This is a genomic window from Klebsiella sp. K4 (assembly GCF_014596785.2).
Classification (GTDB): Bacteria; Pseudomonadota; Gammaproteobacteria; order Enterobacterales; family Enterobacteriaceae; genus Klebsiella; species Klebsiella pneumoniae.
Window position 1 is genome coordinate 216,803 of sequence record NZ_CP115021.1, and the last position, 24,522, is coordinate 241,324.

General features: G+C 59.2%; 16 protein-coding genes, 1 tRNA gene, 2 other RNA genes and 1 pseudogene. All 20 read left to right on the forward strand.

The features are described 5' to 3' along the window. Positions 1–46: 46 nt before the first annotated feature. Positions 47–628: a hypothetical protein gene (locus IB144_RS01065; RefSeq protein ID WP_020316624.1), complete on the forward strand. Its 582-nt coding sequence runs from the start codon at positions 47–49 to the stop codon at positions 626–628. Between the two features lie 241 nt (positions 629–869). Then, positions 870–2,075, forward strand: a complete 1,206-nt coding sequence (locus IB144_RS01070; protein ID WP_149358898.1) for an MFS transporter — start codon at positions 870–872, stop codon at positions 2,073–2,075. A 242-nt stretch (positions 2,076–2,317) separates the two neighbouring features. Further along, positions 2,318–3,991 (forward strand): kdo(2)-lipid A phosphoethanolamine 7''-transferase, encoded by a 1,674-nt coding sequence (eptB, locus tag IB144_RS01075; RefSeq protein WP_004152427.1) that lies wholly within the window; start codon positions 2,318–2,320, stop codon positions 3,989–3,991. A gap of 191 nt (positions 3,992–4,182) precedes the next feature. After that, positions 4,183–5,577, forward strand: coding sequence for an ankyrin repeat domain-containing protein (locus IB144_RS01080; RefSeq protein WP_004214574.1), 1,395 nt, complete (start codon positions 4,183–4,185; stop codon positions 5,575–5,577). Positions 5,578–5,696: 119 nt separating this feature from the next. Then, positions 5,697–5,773: transfer RNA gene (locus IB144_RS01085), tRNA-Pro, on the forward strand. A gap of 34 nt (positions 5,774–5,807) precedes the next feature. After that, positions 5,808–5,940: non-coding RNA, RtT sRNA (locus tag IB144_RS01090), on the forward strand. A gap of 34 nt (positions 5,941–5,974) precedes the next feature. Continuing rightward, a non-coding RNA gene (locus tag IB144_RS01095) (RtT sRNA) lies at positions 5,975–6,107 on the forward strand. A gap of 716 nt (positions 6,108–6,823) precedes the next feature. Then, positions 6,824–8,431: a dipeptide ABC transporter periplasmic-binding protein DppA gene (dppA, locus tag IB144_RS01100; protein WP_002921789.1), complete on the forward strand. Its 1,608-nt coding sequence runs from the start codon at positions 6,824–6,826 to the stop codon at positions 8,429–8,431. Positions 8,432–8,566: 135 nt separating this feature from the next. Then, a complete protein-coding gene (dppB, locus tag IB144_RS01105; RefSeq protein ID WP_002921786.1) occupies positions 8,567–9,586 on the forward strand; it encodes a dipeptide ABC transporter permease DppB in 1,020 nt (339 codons plus the stop codon). A gap of 9 nt (positions 9,587–9,595) precedes the next feature. Beyond that, entirely contained in the window at positions 9,596–10,498 is a 903-nt protein-coding gene (gene dppC, locus IB144_RS01110) for a dipeptide ABC transporter permease DppC (RefSeq protein WP_004145207.1), read from the forward strand. Positions 10,499–10,508: 10 nt separating this feature from the next. Then, entirely contained in the window at positions 10,509–11,492 is a 984-nt protein-coding gene (gene dppD / locus IB144_RS01115; RefSeq protein WP_002921785.1) for a dipeptide ABC transporter ATP-binding protein, read from the forward strand. Next, complete coding sequence (dppF, locus tag IB144_RS01120; RefSeq protein ID WP_002921784.1) at positions 11,489–12,502, forward strand: dipeptide ABC transporter ATP-binding subunit DppF; 1,014 nt, start codon at positions 11,489–11,491, stop codon at positions 12,500–12,502. Before dppD ends, dppF begins: the two co-directional genes overlap by 4 nt. A gap of 18 nt (positions 12,503–12,520) precedes the next feature. Next, entirely contained in the window at positions 12,521–12,700 is a 180-nt protein-coding gene (locus IB144_RS01125; RefSeq protein ID WP_004145206.1) for a hypothetical protein, read from the forward strand. A 317-nt stretch (positions 12,701–13,017) separates the two neighbouring features. Continuing rightward, positions 13,018–13,557, forward strand: a complete 540-nt coding sequence (locus IB144_RS01130; protein WP_004181506.1) for a cellulose biosynthesis protein BcsO — start codon at positions 13,018–13,020, stop codon at positions 13,555–13,557. A gap of 1 nt (position 13,558) precedes the next feature. After that, positions 13,559–14,351: pseudogene (locus tag IB144_RS01135) on the forward strand (cellulose synthase operon protein YhjQ/BcsQ). 19 nt (positions 14,352–14,370) lie between these two features. Further along, on the forward strand, positions 14,371–16,482 hold the full coding sequence (gene bcsA, locus IB144_RS01140; RefSeq protein ID WP_004186066.1) for a UDP-forming cellulose synthase catalytic subunit: 2,112 nt from the start codon (positions 14,371–14,373) through the stop codon (positions 16,480–16,482). Further along, on the forward strand, positions 16,479–18,905 hold the full coding sequence (gene bcsB, locus IB144_RS01145; RefSeq protein ID WP_040215017.1) for a cellulose biosynthesis cyclic di-GMP-binding regulatory protein BcsB: 2,427 nt from the start codon (positions 16,479–16,481) through the stop codon (positions 18,903–18,905). The genes bcsA and bcsB overlap by 4 nt, the downstream gene beginning before the upstream one ends. Next, positions 18,902–22,954 (forward strand): cellulose biosynthesis protein BcsC, encoded by a 4,053-nt coding sequence (locus IB144_RS01150; protein ID WP_023313722.1) that lies wholly within the window; start codon positions 18,902–18,904, stop codon positions 22,952–22,954. The genes bcsB and IB144_RS01150 overlap by 4 nt, the downstream gene beginning before the upstream one ends. After that, complete coding sequence (gene bcsD, locus IB144_RS01155) at positions 22,954–23,430, forward strand: cellulose biosynthesis protein BcsD (protein WP_065888713.1); 477 nt, start codon at positions 22,954–22,956, stop codon at positions 23,428–23,430. The genes IB144_RS01150 and bcsD overlap by 1 nt, the downstream gene beginning before the upstream one ends. An 11-nt stretch (positions 23,431–23,441) precedes the next feature. Beyond that, positions 23,442–24,443, forward strand: a complete 1,002-nt coding sequence (locus IB144_RS01160; protein ID WP_065888712.1) for a glycosyl hydrolase family 8 — start codon at positions 23,442–23,444, stop codon at positions 24,441–24,443. The last annotated feature ends 79 nt before the right edge of the window (positions 24,444–24,522 follow it).

The following is a 24,522-nucleotide window of genomic DNA, read 5'->3' on the forward strand; positions in this document are numbered from 1 at the left end:
CAATGGCCTCCGGGGGTTCTTGATCCCGGCGAGCGTATCCGTCTGGGTGTCATGTGTCTCTGGAGCGAATGCCTGGCAACAGGAATATATCGCTATCGATACAAAAAGTAATACGTCGGAACGCTATACATGGGATAGCGATCACCAACCACGTTATGAAGATATTCTCGCCGAGCGCATGAAGTCCTCTGAGACGCCCGGCGGGCTGGCGTTAAACCAGGGGCTGGCGCCGCCGGACAGCGGCCGCGGCCTGAGCATTGGCTGGAATTATCCGCTGGCAAACGGCGTAACCTCCGGGCCGGTGGCCAGCCTGCGCAGCGACGTCACCGCGCCGACGGTGAGAAGCGCAGGCGAGGCGGGCTACGTTAACACGCTCGGCTGGCGCATGGATTATCAGGCGCTGTGGGGCGTGCATCCCTGGGCGCAGGTGAGCTATAACCAGTCGCTCGCCAGCGATGTCTGGGCGCCGATGACCCGTGCCAGGGAGGGAGGCTGGAGCGATGTCACCCTGGGCGCTGATATGCGGTTGGGATCCCACGTGGCGGCATGGGCAACGCTGTCGCAGGCGGATAACCTGCCGTCAGGGGAAAATACGCTCTATTTGATGGGGGTCAGCGCCAATTTTTAATCGGGAATTGTTACGCATTTGAAACGATGTGGTTATTGTTAAATCTCAGCAATGGCGCATTTCTGTGAGATAGCGCACACTAACTTTTTGCCTGTAATTTACGGAATGAATGTTATGCAATGCCATTCATTCCAACATTAATGCATTTCATTCCCCGCTGATGGCAGTTCATGCCTTTTTCCCCCACTGGATGAGGGGCCTTCGCTATTGTGGCGGCAGTTAATTTATCAGGACAACTGCTATGAACGCTGCAAACCGTCAATCGACCCGCTGGCTGACACTGATCGGCACCATCATCACCCAATTCGCTCTCGGTTCGGTTTATACCTGGAGCCTGTTTAACAGTTCGCTGTCTGACAAACTGGGCGAGCCGGTCAGTCAGGTGGCTTTTTCCTTTGGTCTGCTGAGCCTCGGGCTGGCGCTCTCTTCGTCGGTCGCCGGCAAGCTGCAGGAGCGCTTTGGCGTGAAGCGCGTCACCATGGCCTCCGGGATCCTGCTCGGCCTGGGCTTCTTCCTGACCGCGCACTCCAGCAGCCTGATGATGCTGTGGCTGAGCGCGGGCGTGCTGGTGGGGCTGGCGGACGGCGCCGGTTACCTGCTGACCCTGTCGAACTGCGTGAAATGGTTCCCGGAGCGTAAAGGGTTGATCTCCGCCTTCTCCATTGGCTCCTATGGTCTCGGCAGCCTGGGGTTCAAATTCATTGATTCCCACCTGCTGGCCACCGTTGGCCTGGAAAAAACCTTCGTTATCTGGGGCGCTATCGTGCTGGTGATGATCGTCTTTGGCGCGACCCTGATGAAAGATGCGCCAAATCACCCGGCAGCCACCGCGGCCAACGGCGTCGTGGAAAACGACTTCACCCTCGCCGAATCGATGCGTAAACCGCAGTACTGGATGCTGGCAGTGATGTTCCTGACGGCCTGCATGAGCGGTCTGTACGTAATTGGCGTAGCGAAAGATATTGCCCAGGGAATGGTCCACCTGGATGTCGCCACGGCGGCCAACGCGGTAACGGTTTTCTCGATTGCGAACCTCAGTGGTCGCCTGGTGTTAGGTATCCTGTCTGATAAAATCTCCCGCATTCGCGTGATTACCATCGGTCAGGTCGTGTCGCTGGTGGGGATGGCCGCGCTGCTGTTCGCCCCGCTGAATGCCTTGACCTTCTTCGCCGCCATCGCCTGCGTCGCCTTTAACTTCGGCGGCACCATTACCGTCTTCCCGTCGCTGGTGAGTGAGTTCTTTGGTCTGAACAATCTGGCGAAAAACTATGGCGTGATTTATCTGGGCTTCGGTATCGGCAGCATCTGCGGCTCTCTCATCGCTTCGCTGTTCGGCGGTTTCTACGTGACCTTCTGCGTGATCTTCGCCCTGCTGATCCTCTCGCTGGCGTTATCCACCACCATTCGTCAGCCGAAAAGTACGGTATATAACGAGGCGCACGCCTGAAACCTGCAGCGTGAAACGTGCCCCTGGTTATTTCCCTAAGCAAATAGTGCCAATCCAGCCAAATGTTTTGTAAATGTTTGGCTGGATCACATTCCCTCCTGATACTTTTCTCGTTCCCTGTGGTCTACTTATCGCGGTTTGTAGAGGTTTCTGATAACCAACCCTAACGCACCCTATTAGCCTACTGACTCGTGCCACAGCGTCAGGCGGTGTTTTATTCTTCTTTTTCCAGGTTTGCTTGCATGAAATATATTAGAACGATGACGCAGCAGAAGCTTAGTTTTTGGCTGGCGCTGTACATCGGCTGGTTTATGAACGTCGCCGTTTTTTTCCGGCGTTTCGATGGTTATGCTCAAGAGTTCACTTTCTGGAAAGGGCTTTCCGGTGTTGTTGAACTGGTTGCCACGGTATTTGTCACCTTCTTCCTGTTACGTCTTCTGTCGCTGTTCGGCCGCCGTATCTGGCGCATTCTGGCGACGCTGATTGTCCTGTTTTCCGCCGCGGCGAGTTACTACATGACGTTCCTCAATGTGGTGATTGGCTACGGGATTATCGCTTCGGTGATGACCACCGATATCGACCTGTCGAAAGAGGTCATCGGCTGGCACCTGATCCTCTGGCTGGTGGCGGTGAGCGCGCCGCCGTTGCTGTTCATCTGGAGCAACCGCTGCCGCCATACGCTGCTGCGCCAGCTACGCACCCCGGGCCAGCGGGTTAAAAACGTGCTGATCGTGGTGCTGGCCGGACTGATTGTCTGGGGACCCATCCGCCTGCTAGAGCTGCGCCAGCATGATGTGGAGCGCCATTCGGAAGTGGATATGCCGAGCTATGGCGGGGTGATCGCCAACTCTTACCTGCCGTCGAACTGGTTGTCGGCGCTGGGTCTGTACGCCTGGGCGCAGGTGGATGAATCCTCAGATAACAAATCGCTGATTAACCCGGCGAAGAAGTTCACCTACGTCGCGCCGGAAGGTCTGGATGATACCTACGTGGTGTTTATCATTGGCGAAACGACCCGCTGGGACCATATGGGCATCCTCGGCTATAGCCGCAATACCACGCCAGAGCTGGAGAAAGAGAAGAATCTCGTCGCCTTCCGCGGTTACTCGTGCGATACCGCTACCAAACTGTCGTTACGCTGCATGTTTGTGCGCGAGGGCGGGGCGGAAGATAACCCACAGCGGACGCTCAAAGAGCAGAATGTCTTTGCCGTGCTGCATCAGCTGGGCTTCAGCGGCAATCTGTACGCCATGCAGAGCGAGATGTGGTTCTACAGCAACACGATGGCCAACAATATCGCCTACCGCGAGCAGATTGGCGCCGAGCCGCGCAACCGCGGTAAGAGCGTTGACGATATGCTGCTGGTGGATGAGATGAAGCGCGGTATGGCGCAGGGCAACGCCTCCGGTAAGCATCTGATCATTCTCCACACCAAAGGCTCCCACTTTAACTACACCCAACGCTACCCGCGCAGCTTCGCCCAGTGGAAACCGGAGTGCGTCGGCGTCGACAACAAGTGCTCGAAAGCGGAACTGATCAATTCCTACGACAATAGCGTGACCTATGTCGATCACTTTATCGTCAGCGTCCTCGACCAGCTGCGGGATAAGAAAGCGATTGTGTTCTATGCCGCCGACCACGGGGAGTCGATTAACGAGCGTGAACACCTGCACGGTACGCCGCGCAAGATGGCGCCGCCGGAGCAGTTCCGCGTGCCGATGATGGTGTGGATGTCGGATAAGTACCTGGAAAATCCCGATCACGCCGCCGCGTTTGCCCATCTGCAGCAGCAGGCTGCGATGAAGGTGCCGCGCCGTCACGTCGAGCTGTACGACACCATTATGGGCTGCCTCGGCTATACCTCGCCGGATGGCGGGATCAATGAGAACAACAACTGGTGCCGGTGGAAAAAATAAGGCCCGATAGTTTTCAGATTCTCGGGTCTGTTTTCCTTTCCTGAGCCCAGGATAAGCTAATCCCTCGCCGGCTGACGCCGCGCGAGGGATTTTTTTCGCACAGTGGACGTGTCTGGCAGGTGACCTCTTCTTCTTTGATTACCCCTGTTTCCTCGCTTCCCCTGTGCATGAACTTTTCATGGAGAGAAAGGATGAAGGTGATAAAGGGGTTGGTCCTACTGTGCCTGATGATGCTCGCGGGCTGCCAGTCTGAGGAAGAGACCAGCCAGTTCCTGCTGGCCTGTAAATACGATGCGCCAGCGACGATCGCAGCCATGCTGGATAACGGCATTGATGTGGATGGTCAGGATAAAACCGGCTTAAGCGGCCTGATGGTCGCTGCTGCGGAAAATCGACGCGATGTGGTTGAATTGCTGCTTAAGCGTCGGGCGAAGCCGAACCTCCAGACGCGCCAGGGCGTCACGGCGCTGATGCTGGCGGCGGCGCGTGGCAGCGATACCGCGATTATCGGCGATCTTCTCCAGGCGGGAGCGTCGGTGAATCAGACCTCCATCGACAAGAGTACGGCATTGATGTCCGCCATCTCCGACGGCGGGGACGTCAGAAACGACTATCAGCATATTCTGGCGATGAAAAAGCCCGATGCGCCTGTCGAAGAGGAGAGTACGCTGGACAAGATAGTTGGCGCAACGGCGGCGAAATCGCTGGCGACGGGCAATCGCGCGCTGATGACCGAAGACATGGCGTTACAACTGGCGCCCGGCGCGTTTAAGAAGAACGTCGACGAGATAGTGGCGCTGCTCCTCAAGCACGGCGCGGACGTGAAGGCCGTCAACGCGTCCGGGGAATCGGCCTTTTTCCTCGCTGTCGATCACGCACGATCGGCGGAAACCATCACGACGTTGGCCAACGCCGGGGCGGACACCAGCCTGGCGGATAAATCCGGCACCACACCGCTGATGCTGGCGGCGGCGGGGGATGATCCCGATCTGGTGCTGGCGCTGTCGGCCTCCGGGGTGGAAGTGGATAAGCCGAACCGTGAAGGACTCACGGCGCTGCAGGTGGCGGCGGGTCAGGGGGCGCCTGCGGTGATCGCGGCGCTGGCGCAGCGCGGCGCAAAGGTGGACCAGCTTTCCGCCAACGATCTCAGCCCGCTGATGCTGGCGGTCAAAATGAATAATAAAGCCAATGTCGAGGCGCTGCTTGCGGCTGGCGCCAGCGTCAACCTCAGCAATAAGGCCGGCTATACGGCGATTGGCTACAGCCGGGCCGGCGAGGTTCGCCAGCTGCTGCTGGCACAGCATGCCGAGCTGAAGGGGCAGGCCGCGCATATGGCGCAAAGCGAACTGCAGTTTTGTGCTAATGCCTTTGCCGACAAGCTGGCATACAGCGACATCGCCCGGGCGGTGAATAACGATACCCGCCCGGATATTATGCGTCACCAGCAATCCTGCCCGGAGCTGGGGGAGCTGACGATGCTACTGGGAGAGTTTACATTCACCCCGGCGGGCGCAACCTATCTCGGCGAGCCGGTGACATGTAAGGTATCCGAGTATCGCAAAACGTTTGAGGTCAACTGCCGCTAAAAACGTTGAGCAACCGGCGATTCGCTGCTCAGGCTGCTGAGTTTCTCGCCGGTTGAGCGATTTTTTGAAAATAAGGCATTGACGGGTAGGCATCCCAGCAGTAAGATGCGCCCCGCATTCGGTGATTGGCGCAGCCTGGTAGCGCACTTCGTTCGGGACGAAGGGGTCGGAGGTTCGAATCCTCTATCACCGACCAAATTCGAAAAGCCTGCTCAATGAGCAGGCTTTTTTGCATCTGGGGCCTGTGAGGATGAGAACCTCCGGGGGCAGGAGGTTCGACTCGAGCGAAGCGAGAGAACGTTGCGTCAGCAACGGCCCGCAGGGCGAGCCACGAAGTGGTGAGTCATCCTCTATCACCGACCAAATTCGAAAAGCCTGCTCAATGAGCAGGCTTTTTTGCATCTGAGGCCTGCGAGGATGAGAACCTCCGGGGACAGGAGGTTCGACTCGAGCGAAGCGAGAGAACGTTGCGTTAGCAACGGCCCGCAGGGCGAGCCACGAAGTGGTGAGTCATCCTCTATCACCGACCAAATTCGAAAAGCCTGCTCAATGAGCAGGCTTTTTTGCATCTGAGGCCAGTGAGGATGAGAACCTCCGGGGGCAGGAGGTTCGACTCGCGTTTCGTAGGCCCGCGCAAGCGCAGCGCCGCCGGGCATCATCAGTGCACAACTGGCCAAAAATACCACCAAAATCACAATAAACGTCTTTACTCACGTTTTCAGCCGGCTATTCGCTATTTTGTGACATCTTCCATTGCATTTTTTTATCGATGAACAGATCTTTTTTCGCGAAGCTTATGGCTGAATGCAGCATTTTCCGCTGTGCGTTTTAACGTTCACGCTATTAATCGCTCACATATTGGTCACACAGCAAGAAATTTTTCTCATTTGCTGGCATTGTTTCCCACTGGGTGTTGCAAATTAATAAGGTCTTTATTCTGCTGAATTGCCAGTAGCATAAATTTCTCTGCTGAAAATAGCGTCCTGAAGTTTTTTTAATCTTTGCCTGCCGTTTCTCACGCTGGATGTAAAACCCGGCTGGCTGTATTGACGTTTCCCCATTCTGTTGACAGATTGTAGGGCATGAGGGGCATTTCATGGAGAATCCGTACTGCAACTCAGTCGTTTTTGCGAAAGGAATCCCCATCTCTCTCTACGCCTTCGGGCACCACCGACCGGACCGGGTAAAAAATAAATAAAGGTCCGGCGGATATATGCAAACAACATCACAATTTTGGAGCAGAATAATGAGTATTTCCTTGAAGAAATCAGGGATGCTGAAGCTTGGTCTGAGCCTGGTCGCCATGACCGTCGCCGCCAGCGTGCAAGCGAAAACCCTGGTTTATTGTTCTGAAGGCTCGCCGGAAGGATTTAACCCACAGCTCTTCACCTCTGGCACCACCTATGATGCCAGCTCCGTACCGATCTATAACCGCCTGGTCGAATTTAAAACCGGTACGACGGAAGTTATTCCAGGACTTGCTGAGAAATGGGAAGTCAGTGCGGATGGCAAAACCTATACTTTCCACCTCCGTCAGGGTGTGAAGTGGCAGGATAATAAAGACTTTAAACCAACCCGTGACCTGAACGCCGATGACGTGGTGTTCTCCTTCGATCGCCAGAAGAATACTAATAACCCGTACCATAAAGTTTCAGGCGGCAGCTATGAATACTTTGAAGGGATGGGCTTACCGGACCTGATTAGCGAAGTGAAGAAAGTGGACGATAATACCGTCCAGTTCGTCCTGACCCGTCCGGAAGCGCCGTTCCTCGCTGATCTGGCCATGGACTTCGCCTCCATTCTTTCGAAAGAGTATGCTGACAACATGCTGAAAGCCGGCACGCCGGAAAAAGTGGATCTCAATCCTATCGGTACCGGCCCATTCCAGCTGCTGCAATACCAGAAAGATTCCCGCATTCTGTATAAAGCCTTCCCGGGCTACTGGGGTACCAAGCCGAAGATCGATCGTCTGGTCTTCTCCATCACCCCGGACGCTTCCGTGCGCTATGCCAAGCTGCAGAAAAACGAGTGCCAGGTGATGCCGTACCCGAACCCGGCGGACATCGCGCGCATGAAGGAAGATAAGAACATTACCCTGCTGGAACAGCCGGGTCTGAACGTTGGTTATCTCTCCTTTAACACCGAGAAGAAACCGCTGGACGACGTCAAAGTACGTCAGGCGCTGACCTACGCGGTCAACAAAGAAGCGATCATCAAAGCGGTTTACCAGGGCGCAGGCCAGGCGGCGAAGAACCTGATCCCGCCGACCATGTGGGGCTATAACGACGACGTTAAGGACTACACCTACGATCCGGAGAAGGCGAAGCAGCTGCTGAAAGAAGCGGGCCTGGAAAAAGGCTTCACCATCGATCTGTGGGCGATGCCGGTACAGCGTCCGTACAACCCGAACGCCCGCCGCATGGCGGAGATGATTCAGGCTGACTGGGCCAAGATTGGCGTCCAGGCCAAGATCGTCACCTACGAGTGGGGCGAGTATCTGAAGCGGGCGAAAGCGGGCGAGCACCAGAGCGTGATGATGGGCTGGACCGGCGACAACGGGGATCCGGATAACTTCTTCGCGACCCTGTTCAGCTGCGCCGCGGCGAAAGACGGCTCCAACTACTCGCGCTGGTGCTATAAGCCGTTTGAAGATCTTATTCAGCCGGCCCGCGCTACCGACGACCACAACAAGCGTATTGAACTGTACAAACAGGCTCAGGTAGTGATGCATGACCAGGCTCCGGCGCTGATCATTGCTCACTCCACCGTCTATGAGCCGGTGCGTAAAGAAGTCAAAGGCTATGTGGTGGACCCGCTGGGCAAACACCACTTCGATAACGTCTCTGTCGAATAATAAGCACGATGCCTGACCCCCTCTCCCCGCGTGGGAGAGGGGGGGGGGCGTATTCCCGCTATTCCGGGGAATGCTTTTGTGAGCAATACAGACGCCCTGTCGCCAGGCGGGGCGTCACTAGAGAGAATCCGGGTTATGTTGCAGTTTATTCTCCGACGTCTGGGACTAGTCATCCCGACATTTATCGGTATCACCCTTCTCACCTTTGCCTTCGTCCATATGATCCCCGGCGATCCGGTGATGATTATGGCGGGCGAACGTGGTATTTCCCCCGAACGTCACGCGCAGCTGCTGGCCGAAATGGGCCTTGATAAGCCGCTGTGGCAGCAATATGCCCACTATATCTGGGGCGTGCTGCACGGCGATTTAGGCATCTCGCTGAAAAGCCGCATTCCCGTGTGGCAGGAGTTTGTCCCACGCTTTAAAGCCACCCTTGAGCTGGGCGTCTGCGCGATGATCTTCGCCGTCGCCGTCGGCATTCCGGTGGGCGTGCTGGCTGCGGTAAAACGCGGCTCCATCTTTGACCACACCGCGGTGGGCCTGGCGCTGACCGGCTACTCAATGCCTATCTTCTGGTGGGGCATGATGCTGATTATGCTGGTTTCGGTGCAGCTAAACCTGACGCCGGTCTCCGGGCGCATCAGCGATACGGTGTTCCTTGACGATACCCTACCGCTGACCGGCTTTATGCTGATCGACACCGCCATCTGGGGCGAGCAGGGCGACTTTATTGACGCCTTAATGCATATGATCCTGCCCGCTATCGTGCTGGGCACCATCCCGCTGGCGGTGATCGTGCGTATGACCCGTTCGTCGATGCTGGAAGTGCTTGGCGAAGACTATATCCGTACCGCGCGCGCCAAAGGCCTGACCCGTATGCGGGTGATCGTGATCCACGCGCTGCGTAACGCGATGCTGCCGGTGGTCACGGTGATTGGTCTGCAGGTGGGCACCCTGCTGGCGGGCGCCATTCTGACCGAAACCATTTTCTCATGGCCTGGTTTAGGTCGCTGGCTGATCGACGCGCTGCAGCGTCGCGATTATCCGGTGGTGCAGGGCGGGGTGCTGCTGGTGGCGACGATGATTATCCTCGTCAACCTGCTGGTCGACCTGCTGTACGGCGTGGTGAACCCGCGTATCCGGCATAAGAAGTAAGGGGCCATCATGTCACAAGTTACTGAAAATAAAGTTATCGCTGCGCCGGTACCCATGACTCCGCTGCAGGAGTTCTGGCACTATTTCAAACGCAACAAAGGGGCAGTCGTCGGGCTGGTATACGTGGTGGTGATGATCGTCATCGCGGTATTCGCCAACTTCCTCGCCCCCTATAACCCGGCGGATCAGTTCCGTGATTCGCTGCTGGCGCCGCCGTTCTGGCAGGACGGCGGCAGCATGGCGCATCTGCTCGGCACCGACGACGTGGGCCGCGATATTCTGTCGCGCCTGATGTACGGCGCCCGCCTGTCGCTGCTGGTGGGCTGCCTGGTGGTGGTTCTGTCGCTGATCCTCGGCGTGGTGCTCGGCCTGGTGGCGGGCTATTTCGGCGGAGTGGTGGACTCAATCATCATGCGCGTCGTCGATATTATGCTGGCGCTGCCGAGTCTGCTGCTGGCGCTGGTGCTGGTGGCAATCTTCGGGCCCTCCATCGTCAACGCCTCGCTGGCGCTAACCTTCGTGGCGCTCCCGCACTATGTGCGTCTCACGCGCGCCGCGGTGCTGGTGGAGGTCAACCGTGACTACGTGACCGCCTCCCGCGTAGCGGGCGCCGGCGCGATGCGCCAGATGTTCGTTAATATTCTCCCTAACTGTCTCGCGCCGCTGATCGTTCAGGCGTCGCTGGGCTTTTCCAACGCCATTCTCGACATGGCAGCGCTGGGGTTCCTCGGCATGGGCGCGCAGCCGCCGACGCCGGAGTGGGGCACCATGCTTTCCGACGTGTTGCAGTTCGCGCAGAGCGCCTGGTGGGTAGTCACCTTCCCGGGCGTGGCGATCCTGCTGACGGTGCTGGCATTTAACCTGATGGGTGACGGTCTGCGTGACGCGCTCGATCCCAAACTGAAGCAGTAAGAGGTTCGAGATGGCGTTATTGAATGTAGATAAATTATCGGTGCATTTCGGCGATGAAAACGCGCCGTTCCGCGCCGTAGACCGCATCAGCTATAGCGTGAAGCAGGGTGAAGTGGTCGGTATCGTCGGGGAGTCCGGCTCCGGTAAATCCGTCAGCTCGCTGGCGATTATGGGGCTGATTGACTATCCCGGCCGGGTGATGGCGGACAAACTGGAATTTAACGGCCGCGATCTGCAGCGCATCTCTGAAAAAGAGCGGCGCCAGCTGGTGGGGGCGGAAGTGGCGATGATCTTCCAGGATCCAATGACCAGCCTCAACCCGTGCTTTACCGTCGGCTACCAGATTATGGAAGCGATTAAGGTCCATCAGGGTGGTAATAAGCAAACCCGCCGCCAGCGGGCCATCGACCTGCTGAACCTGGTGGGCATTCCCGATCCGGCCTCGCGGCTGGACGTCTATCCGCATCAGCTTTCCGGCGGCATGAGCCAGCGCGTGATGATCGCGATGGCGATTGCCTGTCGGCCAAAACTACTGATTGCCGATGAACCGACCACCGCGCTGGACGTGACCATTCAGGCGCAAATCATTGAGCTACTGCTGGATCTGCAGCAGCAGGAGAATATGGCGCTGGTGCTGATCACCCACGACCTGGCGCTGGTGGCGGAAGCCGCGCATAAAATTATCGTTATGTACGCGGGTCAGGTGGTGGAGACCGGTGACGCGAAAGATATCTTCCGCGCGCCGCGCCATCCTTATACCCAGGCGCTGCTGCGCGCGCTGCCGGAATTCGCCCAGGATAAAGCGCGTCTGGCCTCGCTGCCGGGCGTGGTGCCGGGGAAATATGACCGTCCCAACGGCTGCCTGCTTAATCCGCGCTGCCCCTATGCCACGGATAAATGCCGTAGCGAAGAGCCGGCGCTCGCGGATCTGACCGGCGGCCGCCAGTCTAAATGTCACTACCCACTCGATGATGCCGGGAGGCCTGGATTATGAGTACGCAAAAGGCCGCCACGCCACAACCGCTGTTGCAGGCCATTGATCTGAAAAAACACTATCCGGTGAAGAAGGGGTTATTCGCCCCGGAACGGCTGGTGAAGGCGCTGGACGGCGTCTCCTTTACCCTTGAGCGCGGTAAAACGCTGGCGGTGGTGGGGGAGTCGGGCTGCGGCAAATCGACCCTCGGTCGTCTGCTGACGATGATTGAGATCCCCACCGGCGGCGAGCTCTATTATCAGGGGCAGGATCTGCTTAAGCACGACCCGCAGGCGCAGAAGCTGCGGCGGCAAAAAATCCAGATTGTGTTCCAGAACCCGTATGGTTCGCTGAACCCGCGTAAAAAAGTGGGGCAGATTCTGGAGGAGCCGCTGCTGATTAACAGCAGCCTGAGCAAAGAGCAGCGGCGTGAAAAAGCGCTGGCGATGATGGCGAAAGTGGGCCTGAAAACCGAGCATTACGATCGCTACCCGCATATGTTCTCCGGCGGTCAGCGTCAGCGTATCGCTATTGCTCGCGGGTTAATGCTGGATCCAGATGTGGTGATTGCCGATGAGCCGGTCTCCGCGCTGGACGTTTCGGTACGCGCCCAGGTGCTGAACCTGATGATGGATCTGCAGCAGGATTTAGGGCTGTCCTACGTGTTTATCTCCCACGACCTGTCGGTCGTCGAGCACATCGCCGATGAAGTGATGGTGATGTATCTTGGCCGCTGCGTGGAGAAGGGCACCAAAGACCAGATCTTCAACAATCCGCGTCATCCGTACACCCAGGCGCTGCTGTCGGCGACGCCGCGTCTGAACCCAGACGACCGGCGCGAGCGGATCAAGCTGACCGGCGAACTGCCGAGCCCGCTAAATCCGCCACCGGGCTGCGCCTTTAACGCGCGCTGTCGCCGTCGCTTTGGCCCCTGCACTCAGCTCCAGCCGCAGCTGAAGGATTACGGCGGCCAGCTGGTGGCCTGCTTTGCCGTCGACCAGGATGAGAATCCGCAAAAGTCCCACGCCTGATGGCGCGCTCCCGGTCCCATGGCCGGGAGCTTCTCTCCCGCCGTGGATAAAACCTGGCGCTTACGCATATTGCCGCAGTTTATGTCACGCTCTCAGAGCATTCTTCGTAGATTATCCGAAAAAATAAGCCTTTCAGTCCATTTTTATAGAATTAAAGAGAAATTAAAATGGTTCAGGTTTATTCTTTCGCTGATCTGACGCTATGATTTCATCATGACCTAATACTTTTATATAAAAACGACTGGGAAGCGTGGTGATTGCGGGAAGTTAAGGATGTACGCATACCTAAAAAATGGGGCTACCCTTCTGCAAGGGAAATGTTAGTGTAGCGATACTTCTGCCGTGGAATCATCCCGAAAATCAAATTCTAAACTATTATAACCCTGTCAATCGTGTGTATTGGTACGTCACCATCGGCGCGTTATCTGCCATCCCAGAAGCGTCACGATATTTTTAATATACGCAGAAAATAACAACAAACTTAATATGAAATTTTTAAAATCATGAGGTTATCAATGAACCATTATGATGATCTGCAGCGCTTTCAAGAAAAAACGCGGACGCAAAACCTCAACTTTCAGGATCTTTCTTCGCAAGCCGCCACGCGGGAACACGGCGACTGGGCGATCCTCAATCAGCTAAATCCCGGCGCCGAGAAACCCTCTTCTCTGGCGCTGGGAGGCTCGGTCTCCGCGCCGTTGCCGCAGTCGGTGCCCGCGGATCTGTTCCGCCAGGTAGAGGCGGCCGTAGCAGCGGCGCCAACCTCTGATCCTGTTGTGTCCGCCGCTTCGGTCGCGCCTGCTACCTCCCAGCCGGTCGTGGAGACCGCCGCAGCCGCACCGGATCCGGTCAGGCAGGAGCCTGCGCCGACCCCTGCGCCTTCAATTCCGGCGTCGGAACCGGCCATGGCGCCGCCGCCGAGAATGGCCCCCCGACCCGCGCCCGCCGCTGAGAACTATGCCCACCTGTTCGCCGCGAAAAGCGCGGAGCCGGTGGCGAAAAATAAAGACCAGCCTTTGAAATCACTTCTGGAAAGGATCGCGACATGCCGTTGATTTGCGTCTGTTCACCGAAAGGCGGCGTAGGGAAAACGACCCTGGCGGCCAATTTAGCCTATTCGCTGGCGCGGACGGGCAGCAAAGTTCTGGCGCTGGATTTTGATGTCCAGAACGCGCTGCGTTTGCATTTTGGCGTACCGCTGAACGATGAGCGGGGCTATGTGGCGAAGGCGCTGGAGCTGCACGACTGGAGCCAGTGCGTGTTGAGCGCCGGCAGTAATATTTTCGTCCTGCCATATGGCGAAGTGAGCGAGGCGCAGCGTCAGGCGTTTGATGAGCAACTGACCCATAATGACCATTTCCTCCAGCGCGGTCTGTCCGCGCTGCTTAATTATCCCGGGCTTATCACCATCGCCGATATGCCCCCTGGACCTTCGCCCGCGCTAAAGGCGCTGACGGGGCTGGCGGACCTGCATCTTATCCCGCTGCTGGCGGATACCGCCTCGATGTCGACCCTGGCGCACGTAGAAAAGCAGCGCCTGACCGGCGCGGCGCTGAATCATAAGCACGGGCACTATTTCGTCATTAACCAAAGCGATAGCCGTCGCCAGGTCAGCCGGGACGTCACCAGCCTGATGGAAGAGAAACTGGGCGAGCGACTGCTTGGCGTGATCCATCGTGATGAAAGCGTGGTGGAGGCCAATGCCTCGCAGAAGTCGATCCTGGACTTTAACGCTTCCTCGGCAGCGGCCTTCGATATTGAAATCATGGCTAAAAAAATATCTTCGCTGTTGGGTATTCATATTGGCGATGGCACGGTGCACAGCCAGCCACGCATGTCAGGGCGTTAACTTTTTGCAGGGCTGCTGAATGAAAAAATCTCTTTTTTGGTTGCTGGCGCTGGTGCTGTCACCCGTCGCCGTGCTGGTGGTGATCACGCCGATGGACAGCCAAAAGCAGTATATTTTTGGTCTGTTAAGTATCGGTATTCTCTTTCTGATGGGCTTCAGCAAGCGCCGCAGCGTATCGGTCATTATGGTCGTCACGTCGCTGCTGATGTCCACCCGTTACATGTATTTTCGCCTCACGCAGACCCTGCACTTCAACTCGTCCATTGAAGCTATTCTCGGCATGGGACTCTTTCTGGCGGAAGTCTATATCTGGGTGATGCTACTGCTTAACTATCTGCAGACGGTCTGGCCGCTGAAGCGCGGCATTGTTCCGCTGCCGGATGATATGAGTAAGTGGCCGACGGTCGATATCTATATTCCGAGCTATAACGAACCGCTGGAGGTGGTGCGCGATACCGTCCTGGCGGCACAATGCATTGATTATCCAAAAGATAAAATGAAAATCTATCTTCTGGATGACGGTAAGCGCAGCGAGTTTGCCGTCTTCGCCGCCGACGTTGGGGTGGGCTATATCACCCGCAATGACAACAAGCACGCCAAAGCGGGGAACCTTAACCATGCGCTGACCCTGACTCAGGGGGAGCTTATCTGCGTTTTCGACTGCGACCACGTCGCCACGCGCGTCTTCCTGCAGGCCACCGTCGGCGGTTTCCTGAAAGACCCGATGCTGGCTCTGGTGCAGACGCCGCACTACTTCTATTCCCCGGACCCGTTTGAACGTAACCTCTCCGTCGGACGCAACATTCCCAACGAAGGGATGTTGTTCTATGGCCCGATTCAGCAGGGGAACGACAACTGGAACGCCACCTTTTTCTGCGGCTCCTGCGCGGTGATCCGTCGCGAGGCGCTGGCGCAGATCGGCGGTTTCGCCGTCGAAACGGTGACCGAAGATGCTCATACGGCGCTGAAGTTTCAGCGTCTGGGGTGGAAGTCGGCCTTTCTCGATATCCCGCTGGCCGCAGGCCTCGCTACTGAACGCCTGGTGGTGCACGTCATCCAGCGTACCCGCTGGGCGCGCGGGATGACGCAGATTTTCCGCGTCGATAATCCGCTGTTTGGCCGCGGGCTGACTTTTCAGCAGCGCTTGTGCTATCTCAGCGCCATGCTCTACTACCAGTTCGCGCTGCCCAGGGTGGTGTTTGTCACCGCCCCGCTGGCTTACCTGCTGTTTAACCTCAATATTATTTACTCTTCAGCGAGCCTGATCGTCTCCTATGCCCTGCCGCACCTGTTCCTCGCTATTTACGTTGGTTCGCGAATGAACGGCCGCTATCGCTACAGCTTCTGGGGGGAGATCTACGATATTGTGCTGGCCTTCCACCTGGTGCTGCCGACTCTGGTGACGATGATTTTCCCCAAACGCGGCAAGTTTAACGTTACCGATAAGGGCGGCCTGCTGGACGTCGGCTACTTCGATTTCACCGTGGTGCGCCCGCACCTGGTGGTGGCCTGCCTGCTGGCCCTGGGGGTGATCGTCGGCATCGTCCGGGCGATTGGCCATGACTACTTTGGCTCGGATCCCAACGTTATCGCCCTCAACGTCGGGTGGGGGATCTACAGTCTGATCTTCCTGCTGGCGGCGATTGCCGTGGCGCGCGAAACGCGGCAGGTGCGAAAAACCATTCGTATCGATGTCGACATTCCGGTGGTGATCCATTACGCCAGCGGCATCGTCTCGCGCAGCCATACCGCGGATCTGTCGATGGGCGGCTGCCGCGTGGTCGCGCCTGATAATCGCCATCTGGAGGATGACATCGAAGAGATTGAGCTGATCCTGCAGTCCGGGGCTATCTCGATTCCGGCCCAGCTGGTCACCTCTGACGAGCGCTTCCTGCGCCTCAAGTTTGATGAAGATATTCCGCTTTCGCGCCGCCGTGAACTGGTGCGCGTGGTGCTGGCCCGCGCGGATGCGTGGATTAATCCGCCGCGCCCGCAGGATAACCCGTTCCGCTCCTTCTTCACCATTTTACGCTGCGTGTTCGAACTGTTCTGGCTGACGTGGAAAACCCGTCGCAGCCAGCGCAATCGGGCAACAGTGGCGAAAACGGCGCAGGAGGATGGGACGTTATGAAGCGATTAACCACGCTGGCGCTGCTGGCAGGGATGCTCTCTGCGCCTGCGCTACACAGTGAAGAACCGGGCTCCGGCTCCGCTGCCCCGCTGAGCTTCCCGCAGCTCAACGACGCGGCGGACAGCGAGCCAGGCGACGAACCTCCGGCTGCCTCGCCGGAGGAGGGCGCCTCTCCGGCAGCCGCCGGCGATGCGGCGGCGACGGCCCCTGCGCCGGTTATGCCGGACTTACCCCCGCCGGTGAGCGGCACGGCAGCGCCGGAGGTCATTCCTGTCGCTCCGGTCTGGGGAGGCGATCTGAATCTGGCGCAGATGGGGATGCCGGACGGGATTATCCTCAGCGGCGGCCAGCGACAGGGTGGGGTCAGCTTTACCCTGCCTGCCGATCAGGTGGTGATCCATTCGCAGCTCAGCCTTGCCGTTCGCGTATCGCCGGAGATGGCGAGCCGCAACGCCACCCTGCAGCTGATGCTCAACGGTCAACCGCTCGGCACGCTGCCGCTGGGCGCCGATGGCGAGGATGTCTCCCATTATCAGCTGGATATTCCGCCCGCGCTGATGGTCTCCAGCAATAACCTGAGCGTGAAGATCAACGATGGCGATACCCTGCAGTGCCAGCGTGACATTCATGATACGTCGCGGGTGACGGTGCTGCCCACGTCGCATTTCAGCTGGGAAAGCCAGCAGCTGAACATCAGCGACGACCTGAGCCACTTCCCGCGGCCCTTCTTTGACAGCATGCAGATGACCCCGGCGGACATTGCGGTCGCCTATGGGGCCAAGCCGTCGGCGGACGTCTTCAGCGCCGCGGCGCTGATCTCCTCCTGGCTGGGTATCCAGGCGGACTATCGCGGCATTGCCTTCAGCGCTCTGCGCGACCGTCTGCCGGAACGCCACGGCATCGTGATTGGCCATCCGGGGGAGCAGGTGGGCGGCATGATGCTGCCGGAAACCGATAAGCCGCTGCTGCGCATCATCGCCAACCCCGCCAATCCGGCCTATAAACTGCTGCTGATTGTCGGCAAAAACGATACGGCGCTGCGCATGGCCGCCTGGCGGTTAACCCGCGGCAACTTTGCGCCGCAAACCGCGACGCTGGATGTCGAACCGCAGACCATCCCGGTTGGCAAAGCATATGATGCCCCGCGCTGGATCCCCACCGATCGTCCGGTCAAGCTCAGCGAGCTGCTGCGTAAGGACCAAAGCCCGACCGTCAGCGGCGTCTGGCACGAACCTTTACGTATCGCCTTCCGCGCCGCGCCCGATCTCTATCTGTGGGATGGGGAGACCATTCCGCTACAGGTTGGCTACCGCTTCCCGTCGGAAAGCTGGATTAATGAGGACAAGTCCTTGCTGAGCGTCACGCTCAATGGCACCTTCCTCAACAACCTGCCGATGAACAAGCAGGGGCCGCTGGAGAAAGTCTGGCGCTACCTCGGAGGCGATGCGCGCCAGGAGCGCTTTACCATCCCGCTGGCGCCCTACCTGATTTACGGCGATAACCAGCTGTCGATGTACTTCAATGTGGTGCCAAAGGACGATGTTCCGTGTTCGGTGCTGCTGAATAACAATATCAAGAGCCGGATCACTGACGACTCCTGGATCGATTTGAGCAAGACGCGTCACTTCTCGCTGTTGCCCAATCTCTCCTACTTTGTCGGCGCCTCGTTCCCCTTCTCGCGGCTGGCGGACTATTCGCAGACGACCCTCCTGCTGCCGGCGGACCCGTCTGAAACCCAGGTGGCGACCCTGCTGAATCTGGCGGCACGCTCCGGGAACGCGACCGGCACCGCGCTGGCGAATAACCGCGTCGTGCTCGGGATGCCCACCGGCGGGGGGGATTTGCAGTCGCTGCGTGAACGTGACGTGCTGGCGGTCACCGCTCTCGATCAGCAGGCCTTTAACCAGAGCCTGTTGGCCGACTCACCCTACCGCCCGGTAGATAATGTGCTGAGCGTCCGCGAGCCAGACCTGTGGCAAAAAGTCCAGCGCCGGCTCACCGGCGACTGGACTTCCGCCAGCCTCGACGCCGATCGCTACTTTTCGTCGAGCAGCGCCTGGCGCGGGTTCATCAGCTATCGCTCGCCGTGGAATTCCACCCGCCTGGTGGTGGTGGCGCTGGCCAGCAATGATGACCAGCTGGCGCGACTGAAGACCGATCTGGAATCGCCGCGCATTAACGCCGGGATCCGCGGCGATACCGCGGTGATCACCAGCGATAACGGGGTGCGCAGCTTCCAGGTGAGTACGCCGTTCCCCAGCGGTCAGATGCCGTGGTACATGATGGCGGTCTGGTATGCCAGCCAGCACTCAGGTTTCCTGGCGGTGCTGGGGCTGATTGCCACCTCGATAATGGGACTGGCGCTGACTGCGATGTTTAAACGTCACGCCCGTAAGCGTCTGGGTTCGGGGGATAACCAATGAAAAGAAAAATAATAATAACGATGAAAAACACCCGTCGGCTCACCACGTTCTGCCTCACCGGCGCGTTGACTCTCGCTGCCTCGGGCGGCGCGCTGGCGGCGGGGAACGACGCGGCGCTACAGGCGCTGTTCGCTCAGGCCAACTACTGGCATGAGAAATCTCATGACGAGCTGGCGATGGAGTCCCTGCAGAAGGTGCTCTCGGTGGATGCCAACAACACCCAGGCGCTGTATCTGATGGCGCTCTGGTCGCAGCAGGGCGGCGATATGCAGGCGGCGGCGCAGTGGCGCGCGCGGCTGGCGAAAGCGGCCCCTGACAGCCCGGGACTACAGGATCTGGACAACGCCAAAAAGATGTCGCAGGTGCCGCAGGGCCAGCTCAGCCTGGCCCGCCAGCAGGCGCGCGGAGGCAATATCCCCGGGGCGCTGGCGACCTGGCGCAGCATGTTCAATGGCAATACGCCGCCTGCCGGGCTGGCGGCGGAATATTACCTGACCATGGCCAGCGACAAATCGCTCTATCCGCAGGCTATCAGCGAGCTGCGCCAGTACGTGGCGCAGCATCCGCAGGAGAACGCCCCGCGGGTGGCGTTGGGCAAAGCGTTAACCTGGCGGGAAGAGACTCGCCGGGAAGGGATCGCCCTGCTCGAGCCGATGGCCAGCGGCAATAAAGAGGCGGACAGCGGCTTGCGCCAGGCGCTGCTCTGGCTGGGCCCGCAGGCCGGGGATGAGCAGTATTACGACACCTGGATGCAGCGGCATCCCCAGGACAGCGAAGTTCAGAATTACTTTCGCGAACGGCGCAGCGGTCAGGCGCGCGGCCAGGGCTACGCCAATCTCAACAGCGGCAATACCGCCGCCGCGAAGCAGCAGTTTGAAGAGGTATTGCAGACCAACCCCCAGGATGCCGATGCGCTGGCGGGCATGGGCTATATCGCCCAGCGCAGCGGCGACTACCAGGCCGCGTCGCAGTATCTGAGCCGGGCCGCGGACCTCGGCGGCGACGCCTCGGCGACCCGTCGTCAGCAGGCGGCCGATGCGCTGTTCTACGGCCAGCTGGCGCAGGCCCAGCAGGCCTATAAGCAGGGCAATATCAGCCAGGCGCTGGCGCTCTCCGCGCCGTTGGCGCAGCAGAGCGGGGCGCAGGGCGCCTCGGCGAAGCTGTTCCGCGCCGATGTGCTGCGGCACAACAAAGATTTGCCCCAGGCGGAGCAAACGCTGCGCTCACTGTTAAATGACGATCCGCAGAACGCGGCGGCGCGGGAAAACCTCTATTACGTGCTGCGCGAGCAGAATAAATCCGCCGAGGCGCAGGCGATGCTGCAGACGCTCCCGCAGAGCCTGCGGCAAAAACTGCAGCCGCGGGTGGTGGCCGGAATGCCGGGCGATGCCCTGCGCCGTCAGGCCCAGGCGCAGGTCAGCAGCGGTAACCCAGCCGGCGCCATTGCCACCCTGCGCGAAGGCGTCGCCCGCTATCCGGACGATCCCTGGCTGCGCCTCGACCTGGCCCGGCTGCTGCAAAAATCGGGTAACGGCAGCGAGGCCTCTTCGCTGATGTCGGCGGCCTATCGCCCCGGCGCCAGCAACAGTGCGCTGTATGCCGCCGCCCTGTTTGCCAGCGAAAACGGCGCCTGGCAGCAGGCGCAGACGCTGCTGGCGCGCATTCCCGGCGGCAGCCAGACCAGCGACATGCGCGATTTGCGCCAGCGGGTGAACTACAACCTGCAGTTGGTGACGGCCGAAAACTACCTGGCGCAGGGCAATACCATCGCCGCCAGCAATACCCTGCGGGCGATGGCCTCCACGCCGCCAAAAGCCCCGGCGGACGCCGGCAAGCTGGCGCGTCTGCTGGCCGAGAGCGGCGACCTGACCACCGCGGTCTCGCTGGTGCGCAACAATATCAGCAGCGGCGTATCCGGCAATGCCGGGGATTACGCCGATCAGATCGCTGTCCTGAATCAGGCCGGGCTGACCGGCGAGGCGCAGAACCTGATCAGCAATCCGCAGCTGCAGGCCAGCAGTACGCCGACGCAGCTGGCGAGCATTCGCAATGGCTATGTGATCAACGAAGCCGACCGCCTGCGCGAGCAGGGCAATTACGCTGCGGCGTATGACAAGCTGATCCGCGCTATGCAAAGCGATCCGCAAAATACCGATCTGATGTTCGCCATGGCGCGGCTGTACCAGAGCGGCAAAATGAACAAAGAGGCCGGGGTGGTCTATGACTACCTGATGACGCGCGATACGCCGAACCAGGATGCGCGCGCCGGAGCCATCGACGTGGCGCTGTCGGCGGGGAACAACGATCGCGCTGAACAGCTGGCCGGCGGTTTGCGCCAGGATAACTCCCCGGATCGCCTGCTGCTGCTGGCGAGAGTGGCGGAAGCCCAGGGACATCATCAGCAGGCGATGACCTATCTGCGCAGCGCCCGCGGCAAACTGCTGGGCATGCAAAGCACCAACAGTAGCGAAACGCCGACCGTCGGCGGGGTGCTGGCGGCGGATAACCCCTTTATCGGCGTGTCGCAAACGTCGGCGCCGACGCGGACGGCCTCCGCCTACGGGCAGTACATGCCGTGGCAGGTTGCCCAGTCGGCCGCCGCGCCCGGTTCCACGCTGCCGGGGATCCAGCGCACCGATCTGCCGGTGGACACCGCCCAGACGCGGATGCTGCGTCAGGTGGACACCATGATGGAGTCGCTGCAGGAGAAAACCGGCAGCTGGCTGCAGGGGGGAATGGACGTGCGTGGACGCGACGGCGAATCGGGCACCAGCAAGCTGACGGAGCTCCGGACGCCGCTGACCTGGTCATCCTCGCCGTTTGGCGACTCGCGCTTTGACTTTACCGTCACCCCGGTGTCGTTGAACGCCGGGACCGCCAGCGGCGACGCCTGGCGTCGCTACGGCGCCAACCCGCTGGCTAACGCGGTCTCCAACATGGTGAGTACCGCCACCAGCGAGCAGGCGGCGATCGCCTCGATGACCGAGGCGGAGCGGACGGCCTATTTCGCCAGCAATCCAGGGGCCGAGGCGTTAAGCGGCCTCGGCACCCTGAACGCGGCAGATTTCAATCCGACCACCAGCAGCGGGATGGAAAACCTGGCGAAGCTCGGGAGCTATGATGCGGGACAGGTGGCCAGCTATCTCTCTTCGTCCAGCCGCAAGCCGAACGTTGACCAGACCAGCGGCTCGACCGATTCGCAGAAGGCTAATGGCGTCGAACTGGCGCTGGCGTTAAGCGGTGACGATTACCGGGTCGATATCGGCAGCACGCCGTTGGGCCAGGATCTTAATACCGTAGTCGGCGGGGTGAAATGGTCGCCCAAGCTGACCAACTATCTGTCGCTGATCCTCACCGGCGAACGCCGCTCGCTAACCGACAGCCTGCTTTCCTACGTGGGTCTGAAAGACGCCTATTCCGGGAAAACCTGGGGGCAGGTGACGAAAAACGGCGGCACCCTGCAGCTGAGCTATGACGACGGCGACGCGGGCTTCTATGTCGGCGGCGGTGGATACAGCTATCTGGGGCAGAACGTCGCCAGCAACACCAGTATCAACGCCAATGCCGGGGTCTATCTTCGTCCCTACCATGACGAATACCGCCAGCTGCAGGCTGGGTTGAGCATGAGCTATATGGATTATTCCAAAAACCTCAGCTACTTCACCTATGGTCAGGGGGGCTACTTTAGTCCGCAAAACTACGTCAGCGTATCGCTGCCGGTCAGTCTAACGGAGAAATATGATAACTGGACCATGAAGCTCGGCGGCTCGGTGGGCTATCAGTCTTACAGTCAGGATAAGAGCGCCTATTTCCCGACCAATTCGGAGTGGCAGCAGACCCTGGAGACGGCGGTGAGCAATGGGTTTGCCAAGGAAGCCTACTACTCCGCGACCTCGAAGAGCGGCATAGGGTATACCCTGCGCGCCGGGGCGGATTACAAGGTCAACAAACAAATGACCCTGGGGGGCCAGATTGGCTATGACACCTTCGGGGATTATAACGAAAGCACCGCCGGGCTCTATATTCGCTATATGTTAGGAGATCATTGATGATGACGGAGAGCAATAACCCGGTGGTGATGACCTGGTTTCAGCAGCAGCAGACGCCTGCCGGATGGTTCGATCTGTTGATTATTATGATCGAAGGTATGCTAAATAATGCCGGCGAGCTGGAAAGCCAGCCCTTCCTGCGTCAGATGGGCGCCTCGCTGGCGGAGACCCATCCGCTGCCGGCGTCGGAGACGGTGGGGGAGCTGGAGGCCAACATCAACCGGCTGCTGACTCATTTTCACTGGGGCGTGGTGACCATCGATGTCGGTGAGGACGGCCTGCGCCTGCGCCATCAGGCGTTGCCGGTCAGCCGCGACGAAGCGGGTCGCGTGCGCTGGTGCAACGCGTTCTGTGCCATACTCGAGGGGTTATATTCTCGCTGGCTGCAGAGTCAGGGAGGCAGTGCCCACGTGATACTGCAGCGTGAGCGGGTGTTCTCCGTCTCTGACGTTCAGTTTCTCTACTACCATCCATAAAGAGTGAATTTATGCCCCTGCGTGCTTTAGTGGCGGTGATAGTGACAACGGTAGTGATGCTGGTGCCCAGGGCGTGGGCGGATACGGCCTGGGAGCGCTATAAGGCCCGTTTTATGATGCCGGATGGTCGTATCATTGATACCGCCAATGGCAATGTGTCGCATACGGAAGGTCAGGGCTTCGCCATGCTCCTGGCGGTGGCGAATAACGATCGTCCGGCGTTCGACAAGCTGTGGCAGTGGACGGACAACACCCTGCGCAACAAGTCTAACGGGCTGTTTTACTGGCGCTATAACCCGGTGGCGCCGGACCCTATCGCCGATAAAAACAACGCCTCCGATGGCGATACCCTGATCGCCTGGGCGCTGCTGCGCGCGCATAAGCAGTGGCAGGATAAGCGCTATGCGATTGCCTCTGACGCCATCACCGCCGCCCTGCTGAAGTCTACGGTGGTGACTTTCGCCGGTCGCCAGGTGATGCTCCCGGGCGTGAAAGGGTTCAACCTCAATGATCACCTGAACCTTAACCCTTCCTATTTCATCTTCCCGGCCTGGCGCGCCTTCGCGGAGCGGACGCATCTCACCGCCTGGCGGACATTGCAGAGCGACGGACAGGCGCTGCTGGGGCAGATGGGCTGGGGGAAATCACATCTACCCAGCGACTGGGTGGCGCTGCGGGCGGATGGCAAGATGCTGCCAGCCAAAGAGTGGCCGCCGCGGATGAGTTTCGATGCGATCCGTATCCCGCTGTATCTCTCGTGGGCCGATCCGCACAGCGCCTTGCTCGCGCCCTGGAAGGCCTGGATGCAGAGTTACCCGCGCCTGCAAACCCCGGCGTGGATCAACGTCAGCACCAACGAGGTGGCCCCCTGGTATATGGCCGGCGGCCTGCTGGCGGTGCGCGATCTGACGCTGGGTGAACCGCAGGAGGCGCCGCAGATTGACGACAAGGATGATTATTACTCTGCCAGCCTCAAGCTGTTGGTCTGGCTGGCGAAACAGGATCAGCGCTAAATACGGTGATTGATTTACCGCTTTCCCCGCCCGTATGCCTGCGGGCTGAGAAGGTAGAATGGGAACGTCTCACGATGTA

Excerpts from the sequence above, each read along its gene's own strand:
- IB144_RS01130 (WP_004181506.1), top strand. The coding sequence starts at position 13,018 with ATGAACCATTATGATGATCTGCAGCGCTTTCAAGAAAAAACGCGGACG.
- dppC (WP_004145207.1), top strand. The coding sequence starts at position 9,596 with ATGTCACAAGTTACTGAAAATAAAGTTATCGCTGCGCCGGTACCCATG.
- IB144_RS01070 (WP_149358898.1), top strand. The coding sequence starts at position 870 with ATGAACGCTGCAAACCGTCAATCGACCCGCTGGCTGACACTGATCGGC.
- IB144_RS01150 (WP_023313722.1), top strand. The coding sequence starts at position 18,902 with ATGAAAAGAAAAATAATAATAACGATGAAAAACACCCGTCGGCTCACC.
- IB144_RS01080 (WP_004214574.1), top strand. The coding sequence starts at position 4,183 with ATGAAGGTGATAAAGGGGTTGGTCCTACTGTGCCTGATGATGCTCGCG.
- eptB (WP_004152427.1), top strand. The coding sequence starts at position 2,318 with ATGAAATATATTAGAACGATGACGCAGCAGAAGCTTAGTTTTTGGCTG.
- IB144_RS01160 (WP_065888712.1), top strand. The coding sequence starts at position 23,442 with ATGCCCCTGCGTGCTTTAGTGGCGGTGATAGTGACAACGGTAGTGATG.
- dppD (WP_002921785.1), top strand. The coding sequence starts at position 10,509 with ATGGCGTTATTGAATGTAGATAAATTATCGGTGCATTTCGGCGATGAA.
- bcsA (WP_004186066.1), top strand. The coding sequence starts at position 14,371 with ATGAAAAAATCTCTTTTTTGGTTGCTGGCGCTGGTGCTGTCACCCGTC.
- dppF (WP_002921784.1), top strand. The coding sequence starts at position 11,489 with ATGAGTACGCAAAAGGCCGCCACGCCACAACCGCTGTTGCAGGCCATT.
- dppB (WP_002921786.1), top strand. The coding sequence starts at position 8,567 with ATGTTGCAGTTTATTCTCCGACGTCTGGGACTAGTCATCCCGACATTT.
- bcsB (WP_040215017.1), top strand. The coding sequence starts at position 16,479 with ATGAAGCGATTAACCACGCTGGCGCTGCTGGCAGGGATGCTCTCTGCG.
- bcsD (WP_065888713.1), top strand. The coding sequence starts at position 22,954 with ATGATGACGGAGAGCAATAACCCGGTGGTGATGACCTGGTTTCAGCAG.
- IB144_RS01125 (WP_004145206.1), top strand. The coding sequence starts at position 12,521 with ATGGCCGGGAGCTTCTCTCCCGCCGTGGATAAAACCTGGCGCTTACGC.
- dppA (WP_002921789.1), top strand. The coding sequence starts at position 6,824 with ATGAGTATTTCCTTGAAGAAATCAGGGATGCTGAAGCTTGGTCTGAGC.